The following is an 18,867-nucleotide window of genomic DNA, read 5'->3' as shown; positions in this document are numbered from 1 at the left end:
CCACCATAGCCCGTCCGCATCAAATTGCCAGGGCCGAATGTCCCCACCTCCACGACCGATCCGGTGGCTCAACGGTGCAGACGGAGTGGGGCGATCTGCAGGACAGTGTGGGACGATTAGTCATCGGCCCGATTCGCTTGCCGCATTGCGCGGCGCGATGGTGTCGGAGGACAATATTGGATGCGTGCGTTCCGATCTGAGCGACGGGTCCACCCCGCGCCGTGAGCGGTTGAAGATCATGGACCGCCCGGGCGTAGGAGATGAAAATGTGCGCTGCCAAGGTTGCCTCGTCGGTGATGCAAGTGGCCGAGTTGGATCGGTCGGTGAAGTACTACTGCGACGTATTCGCCTGCCGTGTCGCTGTGCGCGAGCCCGATGCAGCACTCCTTCTGACGCCGGACAACTTTCAGATCTACATGTACGCGAAGAAGGGGGCATCGACCCGTCGCGGGGTAAGCGTTATCGGCGTCCACTACGTCATGTGGGCCGCCGACACCGAGGACGAGTTGGCGCGGATCACCGAGCGACTACGCACATATGACGCGGCCACATACACGCAGACGGTCGGTGGGGTGACCTTCGTGGATGGTTGCGACCCGGACGGCATCCGGGTCATCGTCGCCTACCCGGGCCCCGAGCAGCTACCGCGGGAGCTGATCGCGCAACGATTCCGCGGGTGACCACAGGCGGTGGTGCATCCGCCACGCTGGCAAGACGAGCGCCTTGTTATCGAATGCGACCGTGCCGCGGTCTGGCTATTTCAGACGACGAGTTACGCACAACGGATCCCCGGCGTCGAGGTTATGACCGTTCGACGAGAACCGTCGAGTACCAGAGGTCATCGAGCCTTCAAGAGATACCGTGCACGGTTCGGTCAATTCCGCTGACGATGCCCGATCCTGACACTGGCGTGGATCAGCATCTAGGCGCGGATTTCACCCACGGGGTTCCATGTGCCGATGAGAACCTTTGCTACGAGGTTTGCTTGAGCAAATGGATCGTGTGTGAACAGACGTGTGACGGTGTCTTCGTCGGCGGCGTCGACGATGAACTGGGCGCCGGTATGGTCGGCGAGGGGACCCGATGACAGGACCACTTTGCGGCGGACCAATTCGGCGAGCCACGCATGGTGGTCGGTTCGGTGATCATCACGACCGGAGGATGTTTCGGGGCTGTAGGTGTATTCAACGACGAACACGGGCATGCTCTTCTCGTTCGCTCGTAGGCCGATCTATCCAGTGTGCAACCACGCTCGATTCAATACCAGTCCTTCTCGCGCGATTCTTCATGAGGGGGCGGCCCGCCTAAGCAGTCGGCCGAGGGTGGCGATAGATCCGAATATGCCTGTCGTTTAATCCATACTGAGCGACAGGCGTATTCATGTGTGGTTGGCGGATCAGCTACCAGTGGAACCACCCGAGAAGCGCATCGACCCGGTGCAGACGGAGTGAGGGGTCTCGGTGTAGGTGATCACGATCTGACGAAGTCCTCAGGCCTTCTCTTGAGCGGATCGACGCGACGGGTTGTCTTGTCCCGCGGCCTTGGGATCGAGTTCATCCTTTTTGGCGCGCACCCCCTGCGCGACTTTGTCGCCGAGGCCTTTGTCCACATTGCGCCAATACTCGAACACTCTCGCCAGGACAGGTTCGCTCACGCCGTTGAGTAGGTGCCCGACGATGTTGTCGACCAAGCGTCCGCGGGCCGCATCGTCGAGAACGTCGCGTACCATCGTGCCCGCCTGACCCCAATCGTCGTCGTCCTGGCGAAGTGTGTAGGCCTGCCGCACCATGTCCCCGTCGCTGTACCAGCCGATGGGTTCGCCCGCCACCGCTGGATCCGCATGCGGGCCGCCCTTGGAGTTGGGTACATACACCGGGTCTCCGGGATTCTCGTGGCGCATGTGGCCATCCTTCGAATACGACCGCACGGTGGTCGCGTGTGGCCGGTTGACCGGCAGCTCCTTGTAGTTGGCGCCGATGCGGTGCCGATGCGAATCGGGATACGAGAACCACCGGCCGAGCAGCATCTTGTCCGGACTCGGCCCGGTTCCGGGCACGGCGTTGCTGGGCTCGAATGCCCCCTGCTCGATCTCGGTGTGGTAGTTGCTCGGATTGCGGTTCAGCGTCATCTTGCCGACTTCGACGAGTGGATAGTCCGCATGCGGCCAGACCTTGGTGAGGTCGAACGGGTTGAACCGGTACGTCTTTGCATCCTCGAACGGCATGATCTGCATCTTGAGTGTCCAGCTGGGATAATCACCTTGTTCGATGTGCTCCCACAAGTCACGAAGGTGGTAGTCGGTGTCGATCGAGGCCATCTGATCGCCCTCGTCCTGCGTGAAGAACTCGATTCCCTGATCGGTGATGAAGTGGTACTTCACCCAGAACTTCTCGCCCGCGGCGTTCATCCACATGTACGTATGGCTGGAATAGCCGTTCATGTGCCGCCAGGTGCGCGGAATTCCGCGGTCACCCATCAACCACGTCACCTGATGCGCGGACTCCGGAGACAGCGTCCAAAAATCCCACTGCATATCATGATCGCGCAGATTGTTGTCGGCACGCCGCTTCTGCGAACGGATGAAATCCTGGAATTTCATCGGGTCCCGCATGAAGAAGACCGGAGTGTTGTTGCCGACCATGTCGAAATTGCCTTGTTCGGTATAGAATTTGAGGGCAAAACCGCGCGGGTCGCGCCAGGTATCCGGACTGCCACGTTCGCCGGCGACTGTGGAGAACCGTGCGAGCATCTCCGTCTTCTTGCCAGGCTGGAACAGGTCCGCCAAGGTAAACGCACTGACATCGCCCGTCACCTCGAATGTGCCGAACGCCCCTCCTCCTTTGGCATGAGGCTGCCGCTCGGGTACACGCTCGCGATTGAAAGCAGCCATCTTTTCGATGAGGTAGGCGTCGTGCAGCAAGATCGGACCGTCCGCGCCGACGGTGAGCGAACGCTCGTCGCTCGGTACCGGAATTCCCGCATCATCGGTGGTGTAGTTGTTCTCAACCATCATGCCCTTCTTTCTTTCGACGTTGCGGACACAGCCCTCAGAAGACGACCTCGGTATCGCTTGCTTGAGACACCTGTTTCGATCTGCTCGCGGACCAGATGGGCGATGTCTCTCGCAGTGAGGTGTGGGTGATCATCGAGAACCTCGAGCACAGCCCCGTCGCGGGCTGGTGAGCCGAAGGTCGACTTCCCGCAACCGCAATTCCACATCGCGTGATGTGTTGTGCCGCATACCCCTCAGGGCATCATGTCTTCTTGAATCCGTCAAGCGACGTTCTCGGTGGCTGCCACAATGACCGATATCTGGTTACGGCGTGATCGGTTGTCCGGGAGGTTGTCCGGGAAACAACCACTCGCTAATCACACGAGGTGGAGGTAACTCTCATTCGGGGGTGGGGATCAGGTGCGCCAGGCAGAGCGACGGCTCGACGAACGGTTCGAGTCGATCGGCCGCGAGCGGTGCCCGCACCTCGGCCAGCGCCCCGCGGATCAAGCCCAGGTGCAGCGAACACACCACGTCCCGGTGCCGCTCGGCTACCTCCCGGAACGGGCAGTGTCGCAACGGGATCACTGGTCGATCGAGGTTCTCCACCACGCCCGGGGCGAAGCCGGACTCGGCCAGCACCGTCGACAACCGGCGGACCCCGTCGGCGGCGTCCACCCGCTGCGACGGGGCCGGCCGCTCCGCCAGGTAGCGACCCCACGCCTCCCCGGCCGTCTCGGCAGCCCGGCCGGGCTCCGGCAGAGTGTCGGCGATCAGACCGGTCAGCATCTCCGCCAGCAACCGATAGCTGCGCTGTCCGGTGGACGCATCCGAGGGGGTAGCGGCATAGACCATCCGGGGCCGACCCGGCCGGCGGCTGTCCTCGGCGCGACGCTCGGCCAGGCCCGCGTCGACCAATCCGTCCAGATGAAACCGGGCCGTATTCGGATGCAGGTCGACCCGGTCGGCGATGTCCTGTACGCCCATCGGTTCCGCCGCGGCGCACAACAGGTCCAGCACCCGGTTCCGGGTCTCGCCGAGCGCGGTCGGCAGCGTGGGGTCGATCAACGTCTGCTCGCTCATAGTGCCTACTTTAGCCGAGACTATTAGTAGAAACCATCCGTATCGGCGAGGGAACTCAGCGCGGGGTCGAGCGTCGGATCCTTCGAGGTCACACGGTGCTAGTGATGCGCGTCACATGCATTGCACCTACCGTCGGTCAATGAGTTTGCACTAATCTAATAGTAAATAATAGTTGTTGTATGAGGTAGTGCTAGCTTGCTCTCCTCGCGCAGAGAGAGGACCTCGTCGTGACCGCACCATTCGACATCACCGACACCAAAATCGACCGAGACGACGCTCACCGTCTGCTCCGCGAGTATCGAGCGAAAGCCGCACTGGTGACCGAATTGTCACTCAATGGCCCACTGTCGGCGAAGACGTGTGCCGGGGTGAACCTCCCCACCGCCCGCCGTCGACGGCATCCGGCCCCCAGCGACCCGCCTTGGGACCGTGCCGAGGTCGAGGCACTGCCGTCCGGTTCGGCACTGCTCGTGGTCACCCGGGGGCCCAACCGCGGTGACTGGTTCCTGCTCGATCAGACGGTCACCACGATCGGTCGCCACATCGACAGCGACATCTACCTCGACGACACGACCGTCGGCCGTCGCCACGCCCAGATCCGGCGCGACAACGACACATTTCGGGTGACCGATGTCGGCAGCCTCAACGGCACCTACCGCAACGGGACACCGGTCGACACCGCACTGCTCGCCGACGGTGACGAGATCAAAATCGGAAAATTCCGGCTCGCGTTCCTCATCACACCGCTGTCAGCAGCGGCAACAGACCAATGACCACGACGGAGTGAGTGACACGGCTTTCCTCGTCGCCATGATCGCCCCGCCGCTCATCCGGTGGGAAACTGCTCACACTCGCGTTGCCCGGCCAGCGGGCCGGAGTTTTCGGTGCAGGTGGTGTAGCCGTAGCCGACGAGTCCGAAGCCGAGTCGTTCCAGCTGGGGGAGCCGTCCGGCCCGTTCAGCCGTATTCGGTGACCACACGCGCTCCCGGAGGCAGTGACGTCGTCGCCCACGGTTTGCGGCGGTCCCGCTGTACGGCCTTCTTCGCCAGCAGGCCCCGCAGATCATCACCGACGGGTTCGAGGACACGGCACGCTCTATTGTCGACCGGCAAGCGGCGCGCCTGCATTCCCACAGATGATCTGCGGCAGTCCTGTGGAAAACTCCCGGAGCCGTGCCTGCCCCACGCACAGCGTTCCCACTAGCGCCAGCTGCCGGTATGCAACCGGAGCGCGTCCAAGCGTTCCGCGAGCCGTGGATCTCAACCCGCGAGCCACAGACGCCGCCGTGCCACTGCCTTCATCTTCTCCACGATCGTCGGCCGAAGCGGAGTCGGGGGGTTCGGGTGCAGCTGCGCGTGCAGACAGCGGAAGAACTCGCCGGTATCCATACCGAAAACAGCGATAATCTCCTCCGCCGGGCCGCCGCCATGCGGGAACCAGCGAAGCGCGAAGGTCACCATCCGATTCACCTTTGCCGTGTCTCCGGTCATCGTATTTCCTTTCCCTCACCGCTACCCGGCCCGAGTCGATGGCGGAGCGCCCCTATTCGGGTGGGTCTTCGCCAATGGACTCCGGCAACGCGGTCGAGGACCGATAGTTGCGTCATCAGTTCGCTCATGTTCGCGGTTCCCTACAGTTCAAGTTCGACTTCGACGCTGCAAGCGTGGGTGCCTGTTCTGAAGGTCAGGTCCATTTTGGTGCTGGACGGGACGACGAACTTGCCGCCACCAACGGTGGGTTGGAAGGTGCGCAGCCGGAAAGGTCGTTGGCCTCGAGGCACTCTCGCAACGTGGGCGTCTTGCCGCGGCGACTCGGAGCGGTGCGCCACACCTGCGTCTCGAAGGGGAAGATCGACTCCCGCCGTCGACGTTCGAGGTCCCTGACAGGTGTCACGGCGGGCGAGGCCCGCGGCGGCGCGACCGGTGTCGGTTTCGTCAGTGTCCCGCCGGGGCGACGACGTGCCCCAACGTCGAGTAGGGCGACAGCGCCGATCGCGGCGGTAACCGCCACGGTGAACCCCCAGCGCTGGAGGTACTCCGGTGATGCCGCGACGGCCGCGTGGAGCGAGGTGGCGAACAGCGCACCGGCGGCCGCGACCGATACGAGCGTGGACCGCCGGTCTCGGGCGGAGGCGAGCGTGTGGGGCAGCAGACAGCTTTCAGCACTGTCACAGAGCTTACCGAGTTCGGTATGCAGGACGGCGATCTCGTCGGCGGTGCGGTTCGCCAGCGTTGATCGAAGGTGTGTCGATTCGATCCGCGGAGGCCGGTGAGCACCCGCGGGGTGTGTTTGCAGAAGCCGTGTCTCGATCATCCGTCTGCGGGCCGCCGCGATGTCGCCGAGGCCCGCGAGGGCGCCGCGTTCGCTCAGTTGGCGGCGGTTGCGCAGGAGCGACAGTACTCGTCGGTGGTCCGCCGAGTGCTGTGCGCGGAGGGCGACCCAGCCGATGAGGCAGTAGACCATCTCACGGGTGCCCCGATCGAGATGGCCGGGACCGGTGGCGGGGGAACCGAGGTCGACGGCAAGGGCTCGGGCGTCCTCGCGAATCGCGATCCCCGATCCGAGACGTGACGCCCTGTCGATCAGCGGGACCCGGTGCCAGCCCAAGAGTCCACGGTAGGAGCGGGACGCGGCCCCTGCGCTGGGTGTAGTGCCCGGTTCGTCGACCAGTCGCTGTACCGTATCGACCCCGTCGGTGTGGACCTCGATGATCAGGCCCTCGAGGGTGTCCCGCCCGGTCCAATTAGGGCCGTGGATTGTCAGGCTGCGTAGCGGCCGGTAGACCTCAGATCTGGGCAGTCGGGTGTCCAGCCGCGGGAAGACGTCGATCGGGCTCGCCTCGGTCGTCAGCCCGAAGGGACGAAGAAATGCTTCGATAGCGGCCCAGAATTCGGGGCTACCGCCGCCGCGGAGCGGGTCATTGTGCCGGTCGATCAGGCTGCCGGTGCGGTCGGGGGTGAGTTCCTCGCAGGCCAGCACCAGCCCGTTGCCGGGAACCTCCCACAGTGACAGGCACGTCGCCGGGGGGCCGACGTAGCGGCGTTGCGGGCCGTTAGGTGCGCGCTGTCCATCGAGTGCGAGGCCGAAGGTAACCGGCGGACTGCTGCGATCGACGATGTGCCGGAACGCCAGCAACTGTGCGTGCGGTCCATCGTCCCCGGTGGCGGAGGGGGCGCTGATGCGGGCCGGCAGGAACGGTTCGACCTCGTCGACCGCGGGTACCGGGACCGGGTCGGCGCTTTCGACGATGTCCAAGGGCAGCAGGATGACCCGCAACAGTGCCCGGCGTCTCCTCGACGACAGCGAAGCCTGGTTCGGCCGACGGGTAACGAGTCCAGGACGATTCATTTCTGTTCCATCAATTCTCGACACATCCGGTACTCCTGCACCGACCCCATAGGTCGGCAGGGGAGACGGTCATCTCACCGGATGTTGTGGGAGTGCCCCTGTCTCGCTCACCCTGAACTCTTTGGGAAACACGTCGTCCCGGCCGTGGAGGGGCCGGGACGGGCGTGTCAGAGGCCGGAAGTTGGCCCCCCGATCGGGTGGTCACACGCGGGGCGGACCAATAAGACTGCGGTGTGCTTCCATTGAACTCGGCAGGGTTTTGTGAGCCGCTTTCACCGTTGTAGAAAATTGGAAGAGAGTGCAGTCGCTGATATTTCCACGCTCCGAGCCGTTCTCTTCCGAAGCTGCTACATCTGATGTGGGCGCGGGTCAGGGCTGTTGGCCGAGTTCCCGGGGGAATATCATCGATCCTCAGGCAGCGAGGAGGGTGGCGGGGTGCGGTGTTGACGCCAGTGTCGCATCAGCTCTTCCGCTTTCGGGTGAGTAGAATGGACGCGATCGCCTTCTCTCGCTTCTCCGCCCGGCGCTCCTTGAGGGCTCGTGCGGACTGTTTCGAACTCTTGACGGCGGACTTGTCAGCCATTGTCGGTCCTTTCCGAATCGGCAACCGCGAACTGACCTCGACCATACCCAACAAAAGAAATAAGTCCAGTTCAGCGGCCGATTAGAGGCGGTTCGATGATGCGCGGGCCGTGACGACGGCGTCGGTTGGTGCGTCGGCGGGCTGTTCCCCGATCCGAGGTACTCTCACCCCCTGTGGCGTCCGATCCGGTCGCGTGCGACGTCCGCCGGGAGTTTCCGAGGTGCAAGGCGTGCAGGAAATTTCACGGACTTGCTTATTTCTTCCCGATGGCTATGGTGCAGGGCAGCATTAGTGGCATCTATTTGGAGGACTGAAATGTGAGTGCAGCTACCGATCGTCAGTGGGCGGTTCGTGACGCTGTTCTGCGTTGGCTTCTTGCGAAGACAACGGAGGGTTATCGCAGCCCGATTCTGGACGCGGATGCCATCGGATCAGAGGTCGGGTGGGTGGCCTCGCCGCTCACCCGCGACGAAGTCGTCGACGCCTCGATGTTCCTGTTCAAGGAGAACTATGTGACAGGCGTGCCGGTGATGGGGATCGGGATTCCACGACCGATGCTGACTGTCGCGGGACGTCGGGTGGCCAAGACCGGCAAACCGCTGAGGTACAAGGTCGACGCTCACGAGGCGAAGGTGCGCCGGCGTCTGGCGGCACCGCTCGCAGAGACATCCGCGACAACGGCGGCAGTGAAGTGAAAGAGAGAATGACTCGACCGGTCACTCGACGATGAGTACGTGAGCACGGGGTTGAGCGCGGAACCTGTGCGGTCCGCGCCGTCGTCGGCGCAGACCACGCCGGCACCGACGAGGTTACCCAGTCCGGTCGCGCCGCGAGGTATGTGTCGTATCCGCGTACGCACACTCCGTCGCGAAGGACCGACCCATCGGTCGACTATTTCATTGGTTAGCGATCGGTACGGCCTGGACCGTATGTCGGCGCCGGGCGGCCAGGGTGCATCACCGAAAACTTCGGAAGGATAGCAGAATTCATTGCGGTCCTACTGGATGACAGGGTGCTCCGAATATCGTAGCGTGGGCGCTGGAAGGATCGGCCAAGGTGCGCAGGGCGAGCTACAGTTTCGCCTGCCCGTCGCCGTTCGCGCGGCGGCGGGCACGTTGTTCGCTGGTGAGGGTGTAACGGTCGGCAATGACTTCGCGGCCTTCTCGTGGCGTTCATCATGAGTGTGAGACCCGACCACAGGATTCCGTCGATCCTCGCCGGTGCCGGGTCGATCAGTACCGACCCCGCGGGCTGCGAGTGAACTGAGCCCCACCACATTACGATCCGCACCGGCCGCCGCATTTGGCCCGCCCCGAGGAGGACCTGTCCCGTGAACCTCAATGTCGCCCTGCTGCTACTTGTCCTCGCCGGCGGAATCGGTGGCACCGCCGCCGTCCAGGCCGCGTTGCGCCGCGGCGCCGATCGCGGCCGGCGTGCGGTGTTCCACGTCAACGGCTGACCAATCCTTCTCGGCGCCGGGCCCCCGGGGGCCGCGAAGGGAAGAGGATGAGCGATCCCGCGATGGGGGGTGGGTCTGATACGGGCGCTGCCGCGCATCCCGTGCCGGCCCACTTTCATTCGCATGTCCGTGCCGCCGGGTGCGTGTGGGCCCGGGCAGATGCCTGGCCGACTTCGTCAACCCACGGCACTGCGGATCCCACCAGGATGGCGAACACGGCTTGCGCGGAGAGTGGCGCCGTGGTGTCGAAAGGGCCCTGCACGACGTCGAGGTGCACGATCAGGCCGATCCCTGGCGACGTCGTCTATGGCGACGATATCGAGGGTGCCGGCGCCCGAAGTTTTCGGCGGTGGCCAGTCGCCGACGACCGTTTGATCACTACCCTCGGCGCCAGTCCGCTCTTGGATTGGTCTTCCGGATGCAGCCGCATGGGGGCGTCCCGTGTGACCGCCGGTGCAGGCTGCAGCTGTGAGTGGCGGTGATGGAGACCAGGACGTTCGGATCGCTCGGGTCCTCCTTTCGTCTGCCGGCCCGATCGCCACGGGGACGAGGGTGTGATCACCGGAGTGTTCCCGTCCGAGATGCATCCGGCGAGGTCCTCGATTGCGGTTGTCCCGATCGCCCTGCCGAACTTGCGTTTGAGAGCTGCCCGCACCGTCGACGCTGATGCACCCTGGTGTGCGCGGTACACCTGGTCTACGCCCCGCTGGATGTTCGCCGCGACGACGGGCACCAGATCCGCCGCACACCCGATGTCTATGCGCACCGCAACCTCGACCACATCAACCTCGATCCTGGTGCATCACCGCACGCTCACCTTGAGAGTATGAGAGACGCAGGATGACTCAGCTGCCCATTCGTCGTCGATGGCTGTGGTGCATGCTATCGCGGCTGAGATCTGTCGGCCGGAGGCTGAATCCGGTTCCTTCCTCGGGTCGAGAGCGTCCCGATCGACCCGGCAGGGGGTGCATCGCACCGTTCGGAGTGGGTGCCGCGCGCAGGAGTCGACCACTGCGACGAACACTGTCAAATCAGGCACCGCTCGGCGAAAGGCGTGCGATGGATCGTTCGCTAGTGGTGTCAGCTATCACAGAGGCCGGAGGCCTCATCGGATTTACCCCTGCACAGCCAGAGTCATCCGCACCATTCGCCGAATTGAACCGCGCGTACACGCCGCGTATCGGTGTCGGGTCGCAGATCGGCCACGCCGCCGTGCGTGGTCCGCGACACAAGACCGAGCACCCCATCAACGGTCTCACCCACGACACCCGTGCTTTACCTAGGTAAGGACTAGGTAAAGGCCGGTGGTCTCTGGATGTCCCTTCATGGAAGCTGGAGCCACGGACGATACCGGGCCGTCAACAGTGAGACGCGAGACATCGCCCCACCGCGCCGACGTCACCTGTATCGCAGTACCGCCCGATGTAGCGAAAGGACTCTCATGCCGACCGACACCTCCGCAGTACCCGGACGAGGGCCTTCGCCGCAGGCCGCGGACGCACAGTTGCTGTCCGCCGCGGCTGCAGTTCTGGCCGAGCAGCGCGCCTGCAGCCATGACGCCGGCTTCGATGCTCTCCTCGATGTGGCGCGCCGTAGCCACGTCAGCGTCACCACCGCAGCTGTACGAGTCCTGTCGCGGCCGTCTGCGGATCGCGGTGGCCGTGAGCAACATCCCCGTGCAACAGCGCATCTGCCGCGCCGCGACGGCGGCGGTGGTGTCAATGGATAGGAATCCGCCGTTGTCGATCCCGAAGGATCCGCCCTTGGTGGCGGTCACCGTTGATTCTGGTGAGTGGCGGGTGCGTGCCGCGTGTCGCGGCGCCGATCTGTCGGTGTTCTTCTCCCCCGACGGCGAACGGCGCGGCGCTCGCGATCGGCGTGAAGCGCGGGCCCGGCAGATTTGTCAGGTGTGCCCCGTGCTGGTGCGGTGTCGCGATCACGCGCTGACGGTGGGTGAATCCTATGGCGTGTGGGGTGGCATGACCGAGTCGGACCGACGAAAGCACACCCACCGTGCCCGCCGCGGTGAGCGTCGACCGCTCGGGTCTTTCCATGAGCGGCCTGTTGGCGCTGCGTCGGGGGTACGCCGGGCCGCGTTCACCGGGTCGTTCGACCGTGCGTACACCGGTGGGGCGTCGAGGGGTCGCCCCACCACCGGGTGACAGCCACGCCGACCTGGACCGGGCCGATTCGTACCGTCGGACGCTTCGGCGAGGCACGGAAGCACCGTGGGCATGACCCCGGCATCGTCCTGGCGGCCCGAAGGTCAGTCAGATGACGGCTCGAGATCGAGTTTTCACGCATCGTCGACAGAGCCGAACGGGTACCGCAGGCTGCACTTGATCGTGTGGATTCCGGTGTCCTGTGGAGTGCAGACGGTGTTCGTCGAAATCCAGATCTGCAGACCATTGCGATGAGTTTCTGGGTGAGTTTCGTGCACAGGTATTTTGCGGGCGAAGACCGCGTACACCGTCCCGGTTGACCGGAACTCCACCGGCGGTTTCCCGCCACGCGGTACCACCGCGCACGATGTACAGGGTGACATCCACTATCCACGGCGGCATTCTTCTCGGGTCGCCTCCCGCGACCTGCCGTGCCACCGGTGCAGGCAATCGCGATTCGAGGGGCGCCCACTCTGCGTCGGTGACCGACGACGAGTACACCGCGCAACCATGTCCCCCCGGGCACAACGAAATCGGCGATGATGAGATTGTGGGCTCCTGTTGGGTCGGTGATCTGGTGATCACCGACCCAGCCAGGAGCCCACTTTCTTCGATTCTCGGCGAGGCACAAAGCGTGCCAGTTCGAGTTCTCACACACACTGTGGCGCAGCCGCTTGGAATGACCCGCAACCGATCATTGGGCGGCATGGACTGTCGTCGCACTCGGGCTTCCCGTGCTGGGGCGATTGGAGTGCGGCATGCAAACGCGATCGTTATGGCATTGATGGCCGAGACCGCCGGTGCCGATCGTTCGGCGCGGCCGCCTCCTCTTTTGCTCACCGTCTGGTGGAGCTATCCGCTGAGCAACTGTCCGAGTCGACGGCGCTGGGCAGATGGTTGTGCGCTCTGGGCCTGCCACATCCAGTGCAGTTGCTCGAGTCGGGCGGTGATGCCGATCAGCAGGTCCTGGGTGACCGGGTCCGCCTTCTCGGTGGACTCGATGCGAGCCCGGAACCGCTCGATGACGGCGGCCAGGTTCGCGACGATCGTCTCGACCACCTCGGTGTCGGGTGTCCACCCTGCGGCGGATCCCGTGGTACCCGCGTCCGCGGCCACGGTGGCCCCGCGGCCGTCCGGGCTGACACCGATCGCGGTGGCGCGCTCGGCGGCCTCATCGGTGAAATTGCGTGTGACGGTGGCTAGCTCGTCGAGGGAGGGGTGGACCGCCAGGAAGTGGGGTCCGATGACATTCCAGTGGGCCTGTTTGGCGATCAGGCTCAGGTCGATCAGGTCGACGACGGTGCCCTGCAGTGCCTTGCCGGCGATCCGTTGCTGCTCGGCGTCGAGGGCGGTGGTGATGGGGGTAGGGGTCATGGTTGCTCCTGACGTTTTCGTAGGTCGGTGTCGGGGTCCTTGGTGTGGTCGTCCAGGCCGATGTTGTCCCGATTGTGCTGTCGGCGTGGTGGGGGATCGTGCCCGTCGGTGAGTTCGGTACTCACGTGTGCTGCGGGGTGTCCGGCGCTCTGCGCTCTCAGGCACTGCCTGCGAGAAGCGGAACCGTGTTCTCCTCAACCTCGCTGAGCCGGTGTGCGAGCACTGAACCGGCGTTTCCTCCCGGGGCGCCGTGATCGGTCTCGGGGGCGAACATCACCTCGAGATGGGCCTTGATCTGGCGCGTGCTCATCGATCCGCCGTGGGCGAAGGATCGATGGATTGCCGCGGCGGGCGTGCGCGATCGGTACATTCCTCTTCTCTCTCTTTCTCGGCCTCCGGGCCGCTACCGGCGCAGGGTGGCCGTGCGTGCGGCGCAGCGTCACGACGGGGGACGCGATCAGAGTGCCTTCGGCCACAGCCAGGTGGCGTGGCCGCGGACTGATCACTCGGGCCGTCGGGGCGATGCCGAAACACCCTCATCGCGCACTGAGTCGCGGCGGTGCAGTGATCACCGTGGCGCGCTGTTGCCAACAGCTTGTGCCTGATCGACCACCACCTATTCTTCAGTGGCAATGGACACTGTGCGGGTGCCCGGTACGGTCTTGCTCAACGCGATCGCGATGCGGCGTTCGGATTCGTCTGCGAAGGGGCCTGCGAGGGTGACGCGGCCCTCCTCGACCGTCACGCGCCAGCGTCCGTCCCCGGTATAGTCGTCGAGGCAGCGTTGCGCGCCCACGGCGATCGTCTCGTCCGGTTTGAGCATCAACCGCACCACGTCACTGCGGCTGAGGATGCCCACTACCCGCCCGTCGATATCCACGACCGGTAGACTGCGTAGTCCCTGCTGAAGCAGCATCTGGCTCACATCGGCCAAATAGTGGTACATCGGCGCAGCGACGGCGGGTGCAGTCATCACCTCGCCCACCGTCTCCGAGCACGTTTGTCCGGCCCGCAACACGTCTCCGCTGTTCAACATCCCGACCAACCGGTCGTGGTCGTCGACCACCGGCACCGCCGCGAACCCGTACTCGGCCAGTAGCACTGCGGCCGTGCGCATACTGTCGGATTGGCGCACCACTCGAACCGGTCGCTGCATCACGTTCAACACTCGCATCGTCACCACTCGTTTCAGTCGATCCGGCACCCAGCACTAAACTGCGCCGGAAGTTGGCCCCCCGTTAGGTCTCACGCGGATGCAGGCCGATGACATTCGCCGTGTTTCCAGAACACTCTTCAGCGCTCCGTGAGCCTTTTCCGATTCTGTTTATGAGCGGAAAGGAGGGAAGCCCGGCGAGGTCCTCACCCCACGTAGCTGGAACCCGAAATTTGCTAGTCCGTGATGGGGCGAGTCGGCTTTTCTCTTGGCCGAGCGTCGGGTGCGACATTCCAACCCTCAGGCAGTGACGAGGATGGCAGGTAGGTGGCGATGCTCCAGGATGACGTCAGCTCTTACGCTTTCGAATGAACTGAGTCGATTCGAGGGCCTTCGCTCTCTTCTCCGCCCGGCGCTCCTTGAGAGCACGTGCAGACTGTTTTGAACTCTTGACGGCGGACTTGTCGGCCATTGTCGGTCCTTTCCGAATCGGCAACCGCGAACTGACCTCGACCATACCCAAATAAAGAAATAAGTCCAGTTCAGTGGTATATTCGGGGAAGGGCACGTCTACCGAGTCACGCGCAAAAGGGCCGGTTCGGAGTGCGTCGATGGTGACGACGGGATCGGCTAGAACGTTGTCACGGGTCTGTTTGCCGCGCGAGATGCCCTGCGCCTCAGTCGCGCCCGCGCCGACGAGCTTGCGGCATCGACCGGGGCTGTTCTGAAATCCTAAGACGCGCAGAATAGTTCGATACTTGTCTATTCCTTGCCGACGGCTATGGTGCATGGAGGCATCAACGGCATCTACCGGAGGACTGAAATGTGAGTGCAGCTACCGATCGTCAGTGGGCGGTTCGTGACGCTGTCCTGCGTTGGCTTCTTGCAAAGACAACGGAGGGTTATCGCAGCCCGATCTTGGACGCGGATGCCATCGGAGGAGAAGTCGGGTGGGCCGCGTCGGCGCTCAGCGACGACGAGGTGTACGACGCCGCGAACTATCTCTTCACGGAAGGCTATGTGACAGGCATGCCGGTGAAGGGTCTCGGGATTCCACGACCGATACTGACTCTTGTCGGACATCGTGTGGCCAAGACAGGCAACCCCCTGCGGTCCAACGCCGACGCTCGCGAAGCTAAGTCGCGCCGACGCCCGCCCTCTTTTGCAGAGGCATCCGTGACGACAGCGGGTACAACGAAGTAGAGACGGCTCCGCCCGTCATCTGACTATGCGTACGTGAGCACGGGGTCAAGCCCGCCGAAACAGTGTCCGACCATCACCACACCCGAAGGGAGGTTGACATGTACACCAACGTGGCACTGCTGCTGGGGTTGCTCGCCGGAGGAATCGGCGGCACCGTGGCCGTGCAGGCACTTCTGAGGCGGCCCGGCAGACCGGGCCATAGGGCATCCTCGGTGATCCACTTGGGCCATGTTTCTTAGAGCGCGTTTGAAAACCGTCAGGTTCGGGCGAGCCGCCTCGTCATGTGTCGCGATCGTCGCGATGTGAACCATGGCCTCGTGGTGGTCGGGTCTGGTTTCGTAGTCTCGCACGCAGTGGCGGTGCTTGTTGAGCTACGCGAAACTTCTCTCGACCACCCAAACGCGGGGTCGGACGTGGAAACCGGTGGCGCCGGGGATGCGTTTGATGATCTGCATAGGCAGGGCGAGAGCGTCTTTCGCCCAGACGGGCAGCCGTCCAGGATAAGCGCCGTCGGCCCAGACCAGCCGGATGGTGGAGAACCTGCCGCGCAGTGCGGTCAGGAGTCGGTGCGCGGCGTCGCGGTCCTGGATCGAGGCAGCGGTGACGACGACGGCGAGCAGCAGTCCGTTCACATCCACGGCAACGTGTCGCTTGACGCCGTTCGTTCTCTTGCCGCCATCCCAGCCGCGGCCCGATCGGGGCACGTCGACGCGCTGCGCGACCGCCTGCGGGTGCGTGACGGGCGGGCCCGGTGCCCGACCGCGGCGATCATCGACTCGCAGACGGTACCGGCCGCCGATACCGATGCGCTGCCACGCGCCGCTGTGGGACCAGCGGGTGAAGATCGCGTACACCGTCCCGGCTGGCGGGAACTCCATCGGCAGTTGCCGCCACGCGATACCACCGCGGACGATGAACAAGATGGCGTCCAAACGGCGGCAATGCTTCGGGTCTGCCGCCTCGGCCTGCCGAGATGCCGGGCGCGGGCAACAGCGGTTCGAGGGTCGCCCACTCTGCGTCGGTGACCGACGACGGGTACACCACGCAACCGTGCCCGCCCGCCGCGTGGGGCGGGCACGACCGGCATGGCGGTATCGGCGATGATGTCATTGTGGGCTCCTGGTGTAGTCGGGGACATGTACTCACCGACCCAACCAGGAGCCCTCATTCTTCGATTCTAAGCGAGGCACACGCCCGCGATCGCGAGTTCTCAAACACCCCTTAGCCATGAAGGCCTCGTTGAGATTTGCATCACAATGAACTGTAGGGGCGCCAGCCGTCCAGATTAGTGCCCTATATTGCGACCCTCCGCGGCCACACCAAGCGATGCGAACTCAGACCAACGAATAAACAGGTATCGGCTGCTGGTCATCGCGCAGATAGCAGCCTCCGCCAAACTTCGGTCCGACGCGTCAAGTTCGACGGCGCCTGCCCGCACAAAATTTGGTTCAGTCGGTAAGTCGTCGTCCTCGATAGAGGGGCGACCGACACCGACGACGAGGTGATCGCTCACTGCCGGAGGCGGATCGCGTCTCGCCGAAGCCGAGTAGGTCGCCTTACTGAACGATTCCTGACCGATGAGGTCTGTCCGCCGAGGCTACGACTAATCAACGAATCATTAAGCGCCCAAATAGGACCCCGATTTTCCGCAGTCTCAGGGCTAACGTCTGAAGTCGTCGAGAAGCGAAGGGCCGATCTGAGCCAATCCCTCGGCCTCCTTCAAGGGCAGCACACAGAAGCCATCCTCTCCCGGCGGCCCCGGTGTACGCGATCCCTGCAGACACGGTCATTAACGACTGAAAGGGCGATGTTTCAATGTCTATCAATGAAGCGCCGAGTGAGGATGGCTGCCCCGAGGGTCAAACTGACGGACGAATCCACGGGGTCCGACGGCAGATAGCGATCGTCGCGGTCATCCTGCTGTTGTGCGAACTCAACGCGATGGCTGTCGCAATGCTGGTACCTGGTCTACGCCCTATGGCAGCAGAGTTTCCGGTCGAAGGACTCGCCTGGACAATAACGATAGTCTCTCTGGTCGGCGCGATGGTGATGCCCCTCGGAGGTAAGCTGGTTGACCGCTTCGGCCAACGGCCGGTGGTTCTCACCGCCTGCGCGGTATTTCTGGTAGGAAGCCTGATCTCGGCGCTATCGTCGTCTTTCGCCTTGATGATCGTGGGTCGGGCACTCCAGGGGACGATAGCGGTGATGCCTGTGATCGCGTACCGGGTGTTCCGGGACTCACTACCACCACGCGTCGTCCCGATTGCGTTAGGGGCACTCGGAACTGGGTTCGGCGTCTCCGGACTGCTAGCACCTGTCATCGGGGGTGCGTTCGTCGATGGTCTGGGCTACCGGTCGATCTTCTGGTTCTTCTTCGCCTTCACGGCAGTGCTCGCGCCGCTGAGCGTCATCGTATTGCCCCGCACTCCTCGGCAACGGTCCGCTGAGGTCGGGCGAGTCGACATCCTCGGTGGCCTGCTACTGGCGTTGGGCATCGGAGGGATCCTGCTTGGGCTTGGGCAGGGTGACAAGTGGGGCTGGCTTGCGCCCCTAACCCTGCTGGTCATTCTCGGTGGATTTATCGCACTGGGCATGTTCGTGTTGGTCGAGAGCCGGGTTGAAGAACCCATGATCGACCTCCGGGTACTGCGCAACCCAGCCGTCGCGCTGACCCTTACAGTCGGTCTGGTTGGGTTCATGGCGTGCGGGATGATGGCGATCGCCCTCCCGCAGATGCTGCAGACCCCTTCCTCCACCGGCATGATGTACGCCTTCGGTCTCAGTGCGTTGATGGTCGGCCTGGCCCAGATCCCATTCGGGATCACGTCCATGGTGTTCGGACCGCTCGGCGGGCTGCTTACGAAACGCTTCAACCCGCGGGCGATCATGATCTCCAGCATGGCCAGCTTCGCGATCGGATCGACGCTGCTGGCTCTAGCGCACCACTCACTGGTACTTGTTCTCGTCTGGTTATGCGTTATGGGTGTCGGGTTCGGGCTCTTTTGGGCGGCCCAACCCAATCTGATGGTGGAGGCGGTGCCTCGGAAGTACACGGGAGTCTCGGGTGGGATCCAGGTCTGCTCGGTCTCGATCTCAACTGCTATCGCCAGTGCAATCGTGGGCGCCGTGCTGTCGAGCAATGTCGCGGACGTAGGCCCCGAAGGGCCGTTATACAACGACGCCGCGTTCACCACAATCTTCCTTGTCGGTGCAGGGAGCGCTGTCATCGCCCTGATAATTTCCATGTTTATGCGACACGGACGACAGCCCGCCACCGGCGGCGCCGCAACCGACCTCGAGCTGGACGTCGAGGGTGCTACTTTTGCACGTGTCGGCTCTGCCGACGGGCAGGGCCTCGCCTGATCGTCGGTCTCGCGGGATTTCACTCCGATCGAGCAAGTCCCCAGCGTGCCTTATCCTCGATCCACCGAACGGTTGTGGGTTGGTTAAGGCCCTGGGTGTCAGGGCGAGTTGAGACCAGTGGTTCACAGCAAACCCGCCTGCAGGGCG

Annotated in this window: 20 protein-coding genes and 1 pseudogene; 8 read left to right on the top strand and 13 right to left on the bottom strand. The window is 63.8% G+C overall.

Annotation, left to right across the window (positions count from 1 at the left end; all coding sequences use genetic code 11):
* The first annotated feature begins 266 nt into the window (after positions 1–266).
* The gene (locus RHA1_RS36825; protein ID WP_039952789.1) at positions 267–680 is read left to right on the top strand and encodes a VOC family protein; all 414 of its coding nucleotides are present in this window, start codon (positions 267–269) and stop codon (positions 678–680) included.
* 242 nt (positions 681–922) lie between these two features.
* On the opposite strand, the gene RHA1_RS36820 is transcribed toward RHA1_RS36825, so the two are convergent.
* The 3 genes from RHA1_RS36820 to RHA1_RS36810 all read right to left on the bottom strand — a co-directional run bounded on the left by RHA1_RS36820 (position 923) and on the right by RHA1_RS36810 (position 4,075).
* Positions 923–1,204: a YciI family protein gene (locus tag RHA1_RS36820; protein ID WP_007300332.1), complete on the bottom strand. Its 282-nt coding sequence runs from the start codon at positions 1,202–1,204 to the stop codon at positions 923–925.
* Positions 1,205–1,489: 285 nt separating this feature from the next.
* Positions 1,490–3,010, bottom strand: a complete 1,521-nt coding sequence (locus tag RHA1_RS36815) for a catalase (RefSeq protein WP_011599170.1) — start codon at positions 3,008–3,010, stop codon at positions 1,490–1,492.
* A gap of 381 nt (positions 3,011–3,391) precedes the next feature.
* Complete coding sequence (locus RHA1_RS36810) at positions 3,392–4,075, bottom strand: helix-turn-helix transcriptional regulator (RefSeq protein ID WP_007300334.1); 684 nt, start codon at positions 4,073–4,075, stop codon at positions 3,392–3,394.
* Positions 4,076–4,302: 227 nt separating this feature from the next.
* Between RHA1_RS36810 and RHA1_RS36805 the strand changes: the two genes are divergently transcribed.
* On the top strand, positions 4,303–4,848 hold the full coding sequence (locus tag RHA1_RS36805) for an FHA domain-containing protein (RefSeq protein ID WP_007300335.1): 546 nt from the start codon (positions 4,303–4,305) through the stop codon (positions 4,846–4,848).
* An 83-nt stretch (positions 4,849–4,931) separates the two neighbouring features.
* Here the strand turns inward: RHA1_RS36805 and RHA1_RS52450 are convergent.
* From RHA1_RS52450 to RHA1_RS53020, 4 genes and pseudogenes are all read right to left on the bottom strand, one after another.
* Positions 4,932–5,156 (bottom strand): annotated as a pseudogene (locus RHA1_RS52450) (aconitase family protein); the annotation flags it as partial.
* A gap of 178 nt (positions 5,157–5,334) precedes the next feature.
* Positions 5,335–5,565, bottom strand: coding sequence for a hypothetical protein (locus tag RHA1_RS36800; RefSeq protein WP_007300337.1), 231 nt, complete (start codon positions 5,563–5,565; stop codon positions 5,335–5,337).
* A 193-nt stretch (positions 5,566–5,758) separates the two neighbouring features.
* A complete protein-coding gene (locus RHA1_RS36795) occupies positions 5,759–7,423 on the bottom strand; it encodes a hypothetical protein (RefSeq protein ID WP_039952786.1) in 1,665 nt (554 codons plus the stop codon).
* Positions 7,424–7,883: 460 nt separating this feature from the next.
* Positions 7,884–8,006, bottom strand: coding sequence for a hypothetical protein (locus RHA1_RS53020; protein ID WP_007300339.1), 123 nt, complete (start codon positions 8,004–8,006; stop codon positions 7,884–7,886).
* 317 nt (positions 8,007–8,323) lie between these two features.
* On the opposite strand from RHA1_RS53020, the gene RHA1_RS36790 reads away from it, so the two are divergent.
* The 4 genes from RHA1_RS36790 to RHA1_RS50825 all read left to right on the top strand — a co-directional run bounded on the left by RHA1_RS36790 (position 8,324) and on the right by RHA1_RS50825 (position 11,627).
* A complete protein-coding gene (locus RHA1_RS36790) occupies positions 8,324–8,701 on the top strand; it encodes a hypothetical protein (RefSeq protein ID WP_011599166.1) in 378 nt (125 codons plus the stop codon).
* 635 nt (positions 8,702–9,336) lie between these two features.
* Complete coding sequence (locus tag RHA1_RS53015; protein WP_039952787.1) at positions 9,337–9,465, top strand: hypothetical protein; 129 nt, start codon at positions 9,337–9,339, stop codon at positions 9,463–9,465.
* Positions 9,466–10,906: 1,441 nt separating this feature from the next.
* Positions 10,907–11,194 (top strand): hypothetical protein, encoded by a 288-nt coding sequence (locus tag RHA1_RS50830; RefSeq protein WP_167332392.1) that lies wholly within the window; start codon positions 10,907–10,909, stop codon positions 11,192–11,194.
* On the top strand, positions 11,187–11,627 hold the full coding sequence (locus RHA1_RS50825; protein ID WP_225857941.1) for a WhiB family transcriptional regulator: 441 nt from the start codon (positions 11,187–11,189) through the stop codon (positions 11,625–11,627). Before RHA1_RS50830 ends, RHA1_RS50825 begins: the two co-directional genes overlap by 8 nt.
* Positions 11,628–12,479: 852 nt before the next feature.
* Here RHA1_RS50825 and RHA1_RS36770 read toward each other — a convergent pair.
* The 5 genes from RHA1_RS36770 to RHA1_RS49795 all read right to left on the bottom strand — a co-directional run bounded on the left by RHA1_RS36770 (position 12,480) and on the right by RHA1_RS49795 (position 14,944).
* Positions 12,480–13,001 carry a Dps family protein gene (locus RHA1_RS36770; protein WP_007300343.1) on the bottom strand — a complete coding sequence of 174 codons (522 nt, stop codon included), beginning with the start codon at positions 12,999–13,001 and terminating at the stop codon, positions 12,480–12,482.
* Positions 12,998–13,126, bottom strand: coding sequence for a hypothetical protein (locus tag RHA1_RS53010; RefSeq protein WP_257226535.1), 129 nt, complete (start codon positions 13,124–13,126; stop codon positions 12,998–13,000). Before RHA1_RS53010 ends, RHA1_RS36770 begins: the two co-directional genes overlap by 4 nt.
* A 32-nt stretch (positions 13,127–13,158) precedes the next feature.
* Entirely contained in the window at positions 13,159–13,311 is a 153-nt protein-coding gene (locus tag RHA1_RS36765; protein ID WP_225857940.1) for a hypothetical protein, read from the bottom strand.
* 306 nt (positions 13,312–13,617) lie between these two features.
* Entirely contained in the window at positions 13,618–14,175 is a 558-nt protein-coding gene (locus RHA1_RS36760; RefSeq protein WP_007300345.1) for a CBS domain-containing protein, read from the bottom strand.
* A 328-nt stretch (positions 14,176–14,503) separates the two neighbouring features.
* On the bottom strand, positions 14,504–14,944 hold the full coding sequence (locus tag RHA1_RS49795; RefSeq protein WP_011599160.1) for a hypothetical protein: 441 nt from the start codon (positions 14,942–14,944) through the stop codon (positions 14,504–14,506).
* Positions 14,945–14,979: 35 nt separating this feature from the next.
* Between RHA1_RS49795 and RHA1_RS53330 the strand changes: the two genes are divergently transcribed.
* On the top strand, positions 14,980–15,357 hold the full coding sequence (locus RHA1_RS53330) for a hypothetical protein (protein ID WP_011599159.1): 378 nt from the start codon (positions 14,980–14,982) through the stop codon (positions 15,355–15,357).
* A gap of 371 nt (positions 15,358–15,728) precedes the next feature.
* Here RHA1_RS53330 and RHA1_RS36755 read toward each other — a convergent pair whose 3' ends face one another.
* Complete coding sequence (locus tag RHA1_RS36755) at positions 15,729–16,289, bottom strand: IS5 family transposase (protein ID WP_007296963.1); 561 nt, start codon at positions 16,287–16,289, stop codon at positions 15,729–15,731.
* 883 nt (positions 16,290–17,172) lie between these two features.
* Here RHA1_RS36755 and RHA1_RS36750 point away from each other — a divergent pair.
* Positions 17,173–18,720 (top strand): MFS transporter, encoded by a 1,548-nt coding sequence (locus tag RHA1_RS36750; RefSeq protein WP_007296964.1) that lies wholly within the window; start codon positions 17,173–17,175, stop codon positions 18,718–18,720.
* Positions 18,721–18,867 lie beyond the last annotated feature (147 nt).

This window comes from Rhodococcus jostii RHA1 (assembly GCF_000014565.1).
Classification (GTDB): domain Bacteria; phylum Actinomycetota; class Actinomycetes; order Mycobacteriales; family Mycobacteriaceae; genus Rhodococcus_F; species Rhodococcus_F jostii_A.
The sequence above is the reverse complement of the archived record's forward strand: the minus strand, read 5'-3'. Positions and strand labels throughout refer to the sequence as shown.